This window comes from Streptomyces stelliscabiei (assembly GCF_014873495.1).
GTDB classification, from domain to species: domain Bacteria; phylum Actinomycetota; class Actinomycetes; order Streptomycetales; family Streptomycetaceae; genus Streptomyces; species Streptomyces bottropensis.
This window is the reverse complement of the sequence record NZ_JADBGF010000001.1, coordinates 1,388,994-1,401,858: the sequence shown is the minus strand read 5'-3', so window position 1 is coordinate 1,401,858 and position 12,865 is coordinate 1,388,994. Positions and strand designations below refer to the sequence as shown.

Here is a 12,865-nt window from a genome sequence, read left to right as displayed (position 1 = left end):
GTGCTTCGGGGGGCGCCCGTCCTTCGCGAGTGCCGACGTGGCTGTCCCCTCGCCGTCGTAGGCAAGGGGGCCGGAGCCGGTGCCCGGGTTGCGGCGCCCGTGTTCCTGCGGTCCGCGAGCGGTGCGGCGCCGCTCTGACGGGGCGCGCGCTCGGCAGTGCCCGGTCCTTCGCGCGCACATGCGCTGTCACCCGGAGCCGTGCCTGGTCCTTTCGCGCGCACATGCGCGGCCACCCGGAGCCGTAGCCGGCGCAGCGGACAGCTCGTCCTCGCCCCTAGGCGTCATCGCCGGTCGGCGCCACCATCGCCATCACCGGCCCGTGCGTGACCGTGCGGGCACCACATGTTCGCCACCGGCGCCGTACCGCACGTTCCCCCACCCGTGAGCCGCTGGCCCGTGACCCGGCGGAGGTCCGCCGGCGTCACGGTCGCGTGCGTCGTCCGGGTGAACCGGGCCGTGCTCGACGCTCCGGGCTCGCGGCCCCCGTGCGCAGCCCGTCCATGACGAGGTCGAGGAGGCGGGCGGCGCGTGGCTGCCAGTCGGTCTGGGGGTCGAGCTGCCAGAGGCCGGCGATCGCCAGGAAGAAATCGTCCGCGGTGACTCCGGGGCGGACGGTCCCGGCCTTCTCGCCCGCGCGAAGCAGGAGTTCGGCGGCGTCGGTCACCGGCGTGTGGGCCGGCCGGTCAGGGCCGTCGGGGCGGCTGGTGGCCTGGCGGATCGCGTCCGCGAGGCCGGCCTTGGTCATGGCGAACCGGGCGAACCGGTCCATCCACTCGCGCAGCGCCCGGTCCGGCGCGCGCGTGGCGAGCAGTTCGACGGCGGAGTCGGCGACCAGCCGCATCTCGTGTCGGTAGATCTCCAGGACCAGGGCCTCCCGGGTGGGGAAGTGCCGGTAGAACGTGCCCTGTCCGACGCACGCCTTTCTGGCGATCCCGCTCAACGGCGCGTCCGCGCTGCGCGTCAGTTCGGTCAGGGCGACCGCCAGGATGCGCTCACGGTTGCGCTGGGCGTCCGAGCGCAGGGGAGCATCCCTCTTCCGCTCCACAGCACCTCCTCGCGGGTCCTGGCCGAAACCCGTTCTTGTTAAGCGGACAACTGTCCATTAGGTTTTTTCGGAGAGGACAGCTGTCCGTTTGTGTCATCGTAGCGTCGGCGAGGCCGGCGTGGGCACCCCCGCTGTCCCTCTCCATGACTCGACCGCCTGCCGGAGCGAGTCCCTCCGACATGCTCCGGATACGCGAAAGAAGGCTGACCATGTCCCCAGCCACCTCCTCGACGTACAGCGCCATCACCCTGAACATCAACGGCGAGAAGCACACGCTCTCCGTCGACCACCGCACCACCCTGCTCGACGCCCTGCGCGAGCGCCTCGACATGACCGGCACCAAGAAGGGCTGCGACCAGGGACAGTGCGGTGCCTGCACCCTCCTCGTCGACGGACGCCGGAGCGTCTCCTGCCTGCAGCTGGCGGTCGCGGCCGAGGGCCGCGAGATCACCACCATCGAGGGCGTCGCCGACGGGGACGAACTGCACCCCGTGCAGCAGGCGTTCCTCGATCTCGACGGCTTCCAGTGCGGCTACTGCACCCCGGGCCAGATCTGCTCGGCCATCGCGGTCATCGAGGAACACGCCGCGGGCTGGCCCAGCGCCGTCACCGACGACGTCCGCCCCGAGGCGGGAGCGCCACCGCTCACCCCCGCGGAGATCCGCGAGCGGATGAGCGGCAACCTGTGCCGCTGCGGCGCCTACGTGTCGATCGTCGAGGCCGTCGCCCGCGCCGCCGCCGACAGCACCGCGAACACCAAGGAGACCGTGGCGTGAAGGAGTTCGACTACCAGCGGGCGTACGACGTCTCCGGCGCGGTCGCCCTGCTCGGCGCCGACCCCGAGGCCCGCTTCCTCGGCGGCGGCACCAACCTCGTCGACCTGATGAAGACCGGCGTCGAGCGGCCCGCCCGGCTCGTCGACGTCCGCGAACTCCCCCTCGACGGGATCGAGTCCACCGAGGACGGCGGACTGCGGATCGGCGCGACCGTCACCAACAGCGACCTCGCCGCGCACCCCGAAGTCCGCCGCCGCTACCCGGCGTTGGCCCAGGCGGTGCTGGCCGGCGCGTCCGGTCAGCTGCGCAACATGGCCACCGTCGGCGGCAACCTCCTGCAGCGCACCCGCTGCGGCTACTTCGCCGACGTGACCCAGCCCTGCAACAAGCGCCTGCCCGGCAGCGGCTGCCCCGCGATCGAGGGCGAGCACCACAACCACGCGGTCCTCGGCGCCTCCGGGCACTGCGTGGCCACGCATCCCTCCGACATGGGGGTGGCCCTGGCCGCCTTCGACGCCGTGGTGACGTACGAGACGGCCGACGGGCCCGGCGAGTCGCCGCTCGCCGACTTCTACCTCCCGGTGGGCGACACCCCGCACATCGAGACGGCCCTGCCGCCGGGAGCACTGATCACCGGCGTCGTCCTGCCGCCCGCCCCCGTCGCCGCGCACTCCCGCTACCGCAAGGTCCGTGAACGCGCCTCGTACGCTTTCGCCATCGGCTCGATCGCCGCCGCGCTCGACGTCCGCGACGGCCTCGTGCACGAGGTGCGGCTGGCTTTCGGGGCGGTCGCGTCCCGGCCGTGGCGGGCCCGCACGGCCGAGCATGTGCTGACCGGGACCCCGGCCACCGCCGAGTCCTTCGCGGCCGCCGCCGACGCCGAACTGGCCGCGGCCGCACCGCTGCCGCACAACGGGTACAAGGTGACGCTCATGCGCAACCTCGTCGTGGCCGTCCTGTCCGAACTCACCGAGGAGGCCTCCCGATGACCACCGCCCCCACGGCGCACCAGGGCGCCGTCGGCACCGCGCACACCCGCGTCGAAGGCCGCGACAAGGTCACCGGCGCCGCCCGCTACGCGGGGGAGATCCCCTTCACCGGACTCGTCCACGGCTGGCTCGCGCTGTCCACCGTGGCCCGCGGCCGGATCCGCTCGATCGAGACCGCCGACGCGCTCGGCATGCCCGGCGTGCTCGCCGTCCTGACGCACGAGAACGCCCCGCGTCTCGACACCGACTACGCGGGTCTCATGGGGTCGAAGCCCGACCCGACCACCGCCGTCTTCCAGCACGACAGGGTGCCGCACCGTGGCTGGCCGGTGGCGCTCGTCGTCGCCGAGACCTCCGAGCAGGCCAGGGAGGCCGCCGAGGCGCTGGTCGTGCACTACGACCGGCAGACGCACGACATCGCGTTCGCCGCCGACCACCCGGACGCCTACGCGCTGGACGCCTTCGGCCCCGCGGTGATCGAGAAGGGTGACCTGGAGGGCGAACTCGCGGCCTCCGCCGTGGTCGTGGACGCCGAGTACACCACCCCCGAGGAACACCACAACCCGATGGAGCCGCACGCGGTGACGGCCCGCTGGGACGGCGGCCGGCTCGACGTCCTCGACTCCAACCAGGGCACCATGTGGGTCGCGGGCGAACTCGCCAACCTGTTCTCCCTCGACCCGGCCTCGGTACGGGTGCGCTCCGAGCACGTCGGCGGCGGCTTCGGCAGCAAGGGCGTCCGCGCGCACCAGGTCGCCGCCGTCATGGCCACGACCGTCCTGCAGCGCCCGGTCCGGGTGGTCATGACCCGGCGTCAGATGTTCTCCCTCGCCGGCTACCGCAGTCCCACCGCCCAGCGCGTCCGGCTCGGCGCCGACGCCGACGGACGGCTGCGCGCCCTGGAGCACCGCTCGCAGAGCCTCACCTCGACCGTGCACGAGTTCATCGAGCCGGCCGCCGGACCGGCCCGCGTCATGTACGCCGCCGACGCCCACCACACGACCAGCAAGGTGGTACGGCTCGACGTGCCGACCCCGACCTGGATGCGCGCGCCCGGCGAGGCACCGGGCTCGTTCGCGCTGGAGTCGGCGATCGACGAACTCGCCGAGAAGCTGGGCATCGACCCGATCGAACTGCGGATCCGCAACGAACCCGAGCGCGGCCCCGTCTCCGGGCTGCCGTTCGCCGGCCGCAACCTGCGCGCCTGCTTCCGCGAGGGCGCCCGCCGGTTCGGCTGGGCCGACCGCGACCCGCGTCCCGGGATGCGCCGCGAGGGCCGCTGGCTGCTCGGCACCGGCACGGCGGCGGCCTCCTTCGGCGCGGGCGCCGCACCGTCCACGGCGGCTGTGACCGCCGAGGCCGACGGCACCTTCACCGTGCGGGTCAACGCGGCGGACATCGGGACCGGCGCCCGCACCGCGCTCACCCTGGTCGCCGCCGACGCGCTGGAGGTCGCGCCGGAGCAGGTCCGGGTACGGATCGGCGACAGCGACTTCGGACCCGCCATGATCGCCGGCGGCTCCATGGGAACCCGCTCCTGGGCCTGGGCCGTCACCCTTGCGGCCCGTGACGTCAGGGAACGCCTCGCCCTCGGCGCCGACATCCCGCCGGAGGGCATCACCGTCCGCTCCGACACCACCGCCGCCATCGGCGCCCTCGCCCAGAAGGAACGCCACTCCTACGGCGCCCAGTTCGCCGAGGTGGCCGTGGACCCCGCCACCGGCGAGGTCCGCGTGCGCCGCATGCTCGGCATCTTCGCGGCCGGAAGGATCGTCAACCCGCTCACCGCCCGCGGCCAGCTCGTCGGCGGCATGATCTGGGGCATCTCCATGGCCCTGCACGAGGAGGCGGTACGCGACCGGGCGTCCGGCGGCCACTACGGCGCCGACCTCGCCGGATACCACGTGGCCGCGCACGCCGACGTACCCGCCGTCGAGGCCGACTGGGTGGAGGACCTCGACCCCGACGATCCCGTGGGCATCAAGGGCATCGGCGAGATCGGCATCGTGGGCGCGGCCGCCGCCGTCGCCAACGCCGTCCGGCACGCCACGGGCGTACGCCACCGCCATCTGCCCATCCGGCCCGACCGCGTCCTGACGGCGGGCCGGGATGCTTGACGCGGCCACCGAGCTGAGCACGTGGGCCGAGGAGGGCCGCGACTTCGCCGTCGCCACCGTCGTGGCGGTGAGCGGCAGCGCCCCGCGCGGCCCCGGCGCGGCCCTCGCCGTCGACAGCCGGGGCACGGCCGTCGGCTCGGTCTCCGGCGGCTGTGTCGAGGGCGAGGTGTACGAGCTGTGCCGCCAGGCCCTGGCGGACGGCGGGACCGTCCTGCGGCGCTTCGGCTACAGCGACGAGGACGCGTTCGCCGTCGGCCTGACCTGCGGCGGCGTCATCGACATCCTGGTCACCCCCGTCACCGCCGGGTCGCCGGTCCGAGCCGTGCTGCGCGCCGCCCTCTCGGCCGCCGCCCGGGGTGAGCGGACGGCTCTCGCCCGCGTCGTCCGGGGCCCGGCCGAACTCCTCGGACAGGCCCTGCTCGTACGGGCCGACGGGGCCGGCGACCGGGCGTACGACGGGGCGGCCGAGGGCGGTCTCGGCGGGCACCCCGAGCTGGACCGGACGGCCGCCGCCGAGGCACGGGCCATGCTGGACGGCGGACGCTCCGGCACCGTCGAGCTGTCGGCGGACGGATCGCACTGCCCCGGCGGCCTCACCCTCCTCGTCGAGACACGGGTGCCGCCGCCCCGCATGATCGTGTTCGGGGCGATCGACTTCGCGGCGGCGCTGGTGCGCGCGGGCAAGTTCCTCGGCCACCACGTCACCGTGTGCGACGCCCGCCCCGTCTTCGCCACGCGGGCCCGTTTCCCCGAGGCCGACGACATCGTGGTGGACTGGCCGCACCGCTACCTGCGGCGCACCGCCACCGACCGGCGCACGGTCCTGTGCGTGCTCACCCACGACGCCAAGTTCGACATCCCGCTGCTCACGGCGGCCCTGCGGATGCCGGTCGCGTTCGTGGGGGCGATGGGCTCCCGCCGCACACACGCCGACCGTGAACGGCGCCTGCGCGAAGCCGGCCTCACCGAACGGGAGCTGGCCCGGCTCAGGTCCCCGATCGGGCTCGACCTCGGCGCCCGTACGCCCGAGGAGACGGCCCTGTCCATCGCGGCGGAGATCGTCGCGGCCCGGCGCGGCGGGACGGGCGTCCCGCTGACCGGGTCGGGGACGCCGATCCACCATGAGGCGGCGGAGAGAGGTGACGTGGCGGCGGCCTGAGAAGGCACGGGCCCGAGTACGCCTGAGGACACGCGGGCCCGAGGACGTCCGAGGACACGCGGTCCTGAGTACGTCGGCCGGGGCGACTGAGTACGAGGCCCGATGCCCCGGACCACCGGCCGCTGGTGCACTGTCTGCATGGACACGCCCCCCTCGCGCCCTCGCCCCCTCCGCAACGTCACCGCCACGGCCGCCGCCACCGGTTCGGCCCTCGCGGTGGTGCTCGTTCCTCTCGTGGTCGGCGCGCTGGTGGCGCGGTCGGCCGGCGGTGACCCGATGGCGTCGGTCAACGCCCTGATCGCGGGCGGCGGGGAGCGGGCGAAGCTGTCCCGGAGCCACCTGCCCGTCCTGCGGGGCATCCGCACGATGCCCCGCAGGACGGTCCGGCACCTGTCCCGGCGACGGTCGGCGGAGGACCGTCCGCAGATGCACCGCCGTCTGCCGGGACGACGGCTACTGGCCCGCCGCGAGGACGTACGTGTTGAGGTTCCCGACCGTAGTGAGCGGTGACGGCGAGCCCAGCTCGTAGCGGTCGACGGCGAGGTAGTTGGGCTTCTTGCGCGCGGCCGGGGTGCAGAAGTTCTGCGCGCGGTTGCCCAGCTTGGCGTTGTCCGTCTCGGCCGTGCCGCTGATGGTGTAGTCGCGGAAGTGGTTCATGACGAACAGTGGGTGGAAGGCGGCCGAGTCCGTGGTGAGGGGCCTGCTCGTGCCCCAGCGGCTGTAGCAGGACCAGTCGGAGCCGCCGAGCCCGCCGCCCATGGACCAGTAGTTCTCCACGGTCCACTCCCGCTGGTACATCACCCCGAAGGTGTCGCGGGTGGCGTATCCGGCGGAGACGTCGCTCGCGCGGGTGCGGTCGCTGAAGATCAACAGCTGCTTGCCCCGCGCGGCGAGGTCCGCCATGGTCGGCCAGCCGCTGGTCGCCACGCCCTCCTGGTCCGGCCGGTACAGCACGTCGGACAGACCGCCGACGGAGGCCAGCGACGCCTTCAGCACGTCGGAGGAGGTGTAGTCCTCCAGGAAGACGGTGGCGAACTGGCCCGGGTTGGCCTTGAGGAAGTCGACCGTGCGCCGGAGGTCGGTGGCGAGCGGAACCGGACTGCCGACGCCGTCGCAGCTGTTGTGGCAGAGCACGGCCTGCCCCGACACGGTGTACGCGTCCAGCATGAACCCCCGCACCCCGTCCGTGAGTTGACGGCTCACTCCGCGCGACTGGTTGGGGAAGAGGCTGACCGGGAACGAGGCGAAGTTGCCGTCGGCGCCGTTGGCGAAGGCGTTGTGGGAGGTGAGGAACGTGACCTGGTCGAGGGTCCGGGTGCCGGGGGACGGCATGGCCGACGTGGCGGGGGCGACCGGCGTGAGGTACCAGCGGGCCTGGTCCCCGTTCGACCCGACCCGGACCAGGGAGGAGTCCGAGGACACGCCCGTCAGGTACTGCGAGGTGCCGGGCACGCCGATCGTGTACGTGCCGCTCGCGGCCTCGGTGACGGTCCAGGTGGTGCCGTCCGCGCCACAGGCGGCCGTCACCGCCGAGGTGCCGTCGCGGCCGAGGCAGATCCCCGACTCGTCGGCGTTGCGCAACTGGTGGCCGCCGCCGACGGCGACCGGTGTCCACTGCTGGTGGTCCTCGTTGCCCTTGGGGTTGTGCGCGACGACCGTACCGTCGCTGTCCGCCGCGTTGAGACCGGTGACGGAGTTCTGCAGATAGACCGAGTACGCGGGAACCGCGGCTGCGGCGGGGCCCGGGAGCGCCATGGGCACGCCCAGGGCGAGTGCGGCGGCCGCGCACAGGGCGCGGGCGTGCGCGCGGGGGCGCGAACGAGGACGGGGTTGGGGACGGGACAGACTCACGGGGTTCCTTCCGCTCCGGCACGCCGGGTTGATGTCAGAGGCATGACACACCGAGCACCGGGTCGCGCACCAGTCCTGGCACAGGAAGACCTACGTGAACTCGCGGCCACGTAACGGCACTTGGCCGGCGAGAAGTTTGTGATTCAAGCAAGTCTTGGGGATTCTGTGCAGAAGATCTGTTTAAACTCTGGAAGCCGCTCGAAGAGGACCACGCGTGAGTGAACCGACAGCCCCTGCCTGCCCGCAGTGCGGTACGCCCCGCGCGACGGACGGCACCCCGGCCTGCTCCTGCGGCCGGCTCGCGTCGGAAGCCCACCGCGACATCCGGACGGCACAGGCGGAGGCCGCCGAGGATTTCGACCCGGTCCGCATACGACCGTTCGTGAAGGTCGGCGAGGACGAACCGCGGCCGGACGCCCCGGCGGCCGACGACACGCCGGCACCGACCACCCCCACCGAGCCGCCCCAGGCGCCGACCACTCCCACCGAGCCCCACCTCGTGCCGGCCGCCGAGGAGGAGCCTCCGGTCGCCCCCGCCCGGGGCAAACGGCGGCGCCGCCGCGCGCTGCCGGCCGCCGGGGTGGGCGTCGCGGCGGCCGCCGTCCTCATGACGGCGGGAACCATCGGCGGCCTCTTCTCCTACGAGGCCCCCTCGCGGGACGGCTCGGGCCCCGGCGACATCAGGGCCGACCTCCCGGAGGCGGCGGCGGGCGCGGAGCCCTCGTCCTCGGCGCCCCCGTCCCCCACGGTGTCCTCGGCGTCCCCGTCCGCGTCCCCGTCCGCGAGTTCGTCCGCCTCGCCGGAAGCGACCCCGACCGAGAGTCCGGCCACCCCCACCGGCTCCGGCACCCCCAGCAGAACCCCGTCCGACAGCGACGCCACCGCCACCGGCGTCCCCGCACCCACCGCGTCCGCCGGAAAGCCGCCCGTCCTCGGCCTCGGCGACCAGGGAGCGGAGGTCACCGAACTCCAGCTCCGTCTGGGCCAGCTCGGCCTCTACGACGGCGAGGCGGACGGCGACTACGACCGCGAGGTCCAGAGCGTGGTCCGCGGCTACCAGCTGACCCGCGTCCTCCTGGAGGACGAGTCGGGGGTGTACGGCGAGACGACCCGGGCCGCACTGGAGTCCGAGACCTCGGAACCCTGACGCCTCCTACGCGGCGAGGTCGCTCAGCCCTGGGCGAGCAGGTCGAGGTGGCGGTGGGCCTGTTCGGCCGTCTCGCTGTGGGGGAACTGCTCGGCGATCTGCTGCCAGATGTCGCGGGCGTGGTCGGTGCCCTCGGGATCGTCGCGGGCCTCCAGGGCCTGGGCGAGGTGGGCCCACTGCTGGGCGTGGCCGCCGGAGTGTTCGACGGCGTCCTCCAGAAGGTCGACGGCCTCGTCGAGGCGTCCCTGCCGGAACGCGACCCAGCCGCAGGCGTCCTCGCACACGGCCATCCGGCTCGGCTCCAGCACCCGGCGCGCACTCTTCAGCGCCCCCTCCGCCAGCAGACGCGCCTCGTCGAGCCGGATGCCCTGCTCCGCGTAGAACATGGCGAGCCGTGCCGTGAGGATGACCAGTGCGGCCCGCAGTGGAGCCTCCTCGTCCGTGCCGCGGTACGCGGTCAGCCGGGCCGCGCAGGCGTCCTGGGCCTCCAGAAGCTCCTGCTCCACCTCCCACGGCTGCTCACGGCCGGCGATCAGATGGGCGATCCACTCATGGTGCCGGCCGGCGCCCGGCTGCCGGACCGAGCCGCCGATCGAGCGCAGGGCGACGATCGCGTCGTCCGAACGGCCCAGCAGATCCAGGACGTTGGCCAGCTCCTCGTGCATCCGCGCCTCCAGGTCCGCGCTCAGCGAGGCCTCCCGCGTCGCGTCCACCAACTCCTCCCGAGCCCGCTCCAGCAGCTCCACGCGCTCGTCGTCCTGCGAGGTCTCCGCCTGCCCCCGATGGGTGACGGCCAGTTCCAGACGCGCCTGGTCCCGCTGCTCCCCGGCCGGGAGCAGCTCGATCAGCCGCAACAGCGTCTCCTCGGCGAGGTCGTACTGCGCCCGGTGGTCGCGGTACAGCCGTGCCAGGGTGAAGCGGGGATACGCGTACAGGGGCGCCAGCTTCAACGCGTCCCGGCAGTCCCGCACCGCCTCGCTCGTCCGCCGCTGCCGTACGAACACCGCAGCGCGCCCCGCCAGGGCCCGGGCCCTGGTGGGCAGGTCCGGCGGCTCGGCGGACAGCACGGTCAGCCTCTCCTGGCCGCGGCGGCCCGAACGGTACCGAGGACAGACCGTTTTCGGCGGCCGGTCGAGAACGAGGTCGTACTGCCCGACCGCGTCCCGGTAGCTCGGACCGGCGGCTGGAGCGCGGTGCTCCGCGTCGGCCAGGGAGTCGCCGAGGGCCGCGTGCGCGTCGCCCAGCTCGACGTTCCACTGCGGCGGGGTCTCCAGCCCGGCGGGCAGCCCCTCCCGGACCGCCCGGGTCAGCTCCGCCACCGCCGCCGCCCAGTGACGGCGCTGCCGGTCCGAGGGCCGGATCAGACCCGCGAGCGCGCAGTGCAGCAGCCCGATCTCCCGTGCGGCCAGGGACACTTCGGGCGCGGACGACCCCGGCGCGCCCCGCAGCGACTCGATCTCCGACAGCGCCTCCCGCAGGCCGGCCTCGTCGAAGTGCTGCTGGGCCTCCCGGGCGTGGGCCCAGGCCCGTGCCCAGCGCAGGACGAACGGCTTGCGGTCGGCGCCGCCGGATCCGTCGGTCGAGGGCCAGTACGCGTTCACGATCCGGCGTACGTCCTCCCGGCAGGGCTCAAGGGCCAGCGCCATGCCCGCGAGAGCCCGGGCGGCCGCGCTGTCGCCCCGCCAGAACATCTGGTTGACGGCCAGCAGGAGCCAGGCCTCCGCGTCGTCGGGATGCTGGTGCGCGGCGACGGTGAACAGGGCGGTGGCCAGCTCGTGCGTGTCTCCGGCGTCCGGTGAGCCGGCCGCGAACAGGCCGACGTCGCGGACGGCCACGTGATGGTTCTGCGGGTCCCGCTGGATGGCCTCCAGACAGGCGAAGAGCGCACCCTCGCGGTTGTGCTTCTGCAGCATGCGGCCCCGCAGCGCGTGCAGTTCGGCCATGTCGGGGGCCCAGCGGATGGCCGTACGCAGGCATCGGTCCGCCCTCCCGCGGGCGCGGCGTCCCGCCCGGTCGTCCGCGTCACGGGCCAGCCGGAACCAGCACTCGGACCGCATGGCGACCACATGGGCGATCCGCTCCGTCAACGGCCGCACCGCCGCCTCGTCGCCGTCCAGGACCAGTCGGCGGGCCCGTTCGTCGACGAGGTCCCGCTCGGTGCGGTGGAAGAGGCGGAGGGCCTCCCGAACCCTGGTGTCGGCCCGGCTCCGCGCGTCCGTCCGTCCCGCCTCCCCGCTGGGCGACGGCCCGGCCTCCCGTCCGGGCTCCGGCATGCCCGTCGGCTCCGAGGCCCGCGCCGCGTCCGCCCGGCCCAGGTCCGCCTCCTGCTGCAGCAGCGCCACGCCGAGCCAGTACGCGGCGAGGGCGCCGTCCATGGGATGGCCGCCGCAGGACTGCCGCAGAGCACTGCGGGCCGACTGGGCGGCCTGGTCGAGGAGTTCGGCGCGCTTGGCCGCGTCGACGTCCGGATGCTCCGCCTGTTCGAGGGCCGCCCGGGCGAGTTGGACCCGGGCGGGAGCGAGGGCCGGGTCGAGGGCGACCGCCTTCTGCCACATCAGCGTGGCCGCGCTGCGCACCACCGTGGACGCCCGGAGCCCGATGTCGGTGCGGATCCGGCGCTGCTCACGGTAGACCAGGCCCAGGTTGTGATAGGCGGCCGCGTAGCCGGGGCTGTGCGAGAGGGCCGCGCGGAAGTGTTCCTCCGCCGCGTCGAGATGATGCAGCAGCCCCTCCCGCTGGAACCGCTGATAGCTCTCCAGCCCGTCCACCAGCCGCTGGAAACTGTCTACGTCCGCCCCCGACTCCCCGGCCCCCGGCCGCTCCAGTTCGATGCGGTGGGCCAGTTCACGGGCGAGCGAGGCACTGGCCCGGCGTACGTCACCGGAGGCGATGTCCGTCTGCGCGGACCAGGTGCGGCCGCCGTGCCCGGACTGCGAGGCGACGACCCGCAGGACCCCGTCGGCCTCCACCAGCGAGCCCTGGAGGGTGCGGCCGAAGGTGCGCTCCACGAGCGTGAGCAGCGTGCCGACCTGGAGCTGGAGCGGGCCCAGGGCGACGGTGCCGATCTCCGTCTCCTTGATGTCCCCGTGCAGTCCGGTGGCCGCGACACCGGACTTGAACGGCACCCGCGTCGACGACCGCAGCACCATCTCGCCCCGCTCACCGGCCGGGTTGAGCACATCGGCGGGTGTGATGAACGGTTCCTGTCTGACCAGCTCGGAGATCCGCTCGATCTCGCTGTGCAGCAGTTCGGCGAAGCCCGCCGCCACCTTGTCCAGCTCGCCGACGTCGTCCCCGGCGACCAGGTTCTTGAACGACAGGATCCGCACGGGACGCGACGGCCGCCTGCTGACCGCCAGCATGACGAGCAGGAGGGCCAGGACGAGCGTGACCCACTCCGCCAGGGACCACTTCCCGGACAGGTCGTGGACCACCCCCGTCACGGCGAGCGCGACCAGTGCGGCGGCGATCGGCACGAAGGCCGCGCCGGCACTGAGCGCGGCCCTGAGAAGCCGTGCGACGCGCCGCCACCGACGCGCTCCCGTCGGTGGCCACGACCACACGACGCGACCGGTCTCCCGGACGAGATGCTTGAGCGAGGGCATGACCACGCGCCCTTCTTCCGGCGCCCACTGTCCGCCACCCCCTCCTCGTTCCAGCGTGCGCCCGGACCACCGGAGCGGCAATTCCGGGCCTCGTGGCCAGGGTGGGATCCCCTACCGCCGACCTCTACGCGGGACAGGCCCTGACAACGGCTCGGTCGGCGCACGCGCGATGAGCG

The 12,865-nt window shown here is 73.8% G+C and carries 9 protein-coding genes; 6 read left to right on the top strand and 3 right to left on the bottom strand.

Annotated elements, in window-relative coordinates; translation table 11 throughout:
* Nucleotides 1-421 precede the first annotated feature (421 nt).
* A complete protein-coding gene (locus H4687_RS06085; protein ID WP_046916516.1) occupies nucleotides 422-1,045 on the bottom strand; it encodes a TetR/AcrR family transcriptional regulator in 624 nt (207 codons plus the stop codon).
* 209 nt (nucleotides 1,046-1,254) lie between these two features.
* Between H4687_RS06085 and H4687_RS06080 the strand changes: the two genes are divergently transcribed.
* The 5 genes from H4687_RS06080 to H4687_RS06060 all read left to right on the top strand — a co-directional run bounded on the left by H4687_RS06080 (nucleotide 1,255) and on the right by H4687_RS06060 (nucleotide 6,596).
* Entirely contained in the window at nucleotides 1,255-1,821 is a 567-nt protein-coding gene (locus H4687_RS06080) for a (2Fe-2S)-binding protein (protein ID WP_005474916.1), read from the top strand.
* Complete coding sequence (locus tag H4687_RS06075; RefSeq protein ID WP_046916517.1) at nucleotides 1,818-2,810, top strand: FAD binding domain-containing protein; 993 nt, start codon at nucleotides 1,818-1,820, stop codon at nucleotides 2,808-2,810. The genes H4687_RS06080 and H4687_RS06075 overlap by 4 nt, the downstream gene beginning before the upstream one ends.
* Nucleotides 2,807-4,927, top strand: a complete 2,121-nt coding sequence (locus H4687_RS06070; protein ID WP_046916518.1) for a xanthine dehydrogenase family protein molybdopterin-binding subunit — start codon at nucleotides 2,807-2,809, stop codon at nucleotides 4,925-4,927. The genes H4687_RS06075 and H4687_RS06070 overlap by 4 nt, the downstream gene beginning before the upstream one ends.
* Entirely contained in the window at nucleotides 4,920-6,086 is a 1,167-nt protein-coding gene (locus H4687_RS06065; protein ID WP_046916519.1) for an XdhC family protein, read from the top strand. Before H4687_RS06070 ends, H4687_RS06065 begins: the two co-directional genes overlap by 8 nt.
* A gap of 138 nt (nucleotides 6,087-6,224) precedes the next feature.
* Nucleotides 6,225-6,596: a hypothetical protein gene (locus H4687_RS06060; protein ID WP_179860198.1), complete on the top strand. Its 372-nt coding sequence runs from the start codon at nucleotides 6,225-6,227 to the stop codon at nucleotides 6,594-6,596.
* Here the strand turns inward: H4687_RS06060 and H4687_RS06055 are convergent.
* Complete coding sequence (locus H4687_RS06055; RefSeq protein WP_107082355.1) at nucleotides 6,540-7,937, bottom strand: RICIN domain-containing protein; 1,398 nt, start codon at nucleotides 7,935-7,937, stop codon at nucleotides 6,540-6,542. The genes H4687_RS06060 and H4687_RS06055 overlap by 57 nt on opposite strands.
* A 214-nt stretch (nucleotides 7,938-8,151) precedes the next feature.
* Between H4687_RS06055 and H4687_RS47435 the strand changes: the two genes are divergently transcribed.
* On the top strand, nucleotides 8,152-9,084 hold the full coding sequence (locus H4687_RS47435; protein ID WP_046916520.1) for a peptidoglycan-binding domain-containing protein: 933 nt from the start codon (nucleotides 8,152-8,154) through the stop codon (nucleotides 9,082-9,084).
* Nucleotides 9,085-9,107: 23 nt separating this feature from the next.
* On the opposite strand, the gene H4687_RS06045 is transcribed toward H4687_RS47435, so the two are convergent.
* The gene (locus tag H4687_RS06045; RefSeq protein WP_046916525.1) at nucleotides 9,108-12,689 is read right to left on the bottom strand and encodes a tetratricopeptide repeat protein; all 3,582 of its coding nucleotides are present in this window, start codon (nucleotides 12,687-12,689) and stop codon (nucleotides 9,108-9,110) included.
* Nucleotides 12,690-12,865: the final 176 nt, after the last annotated feature.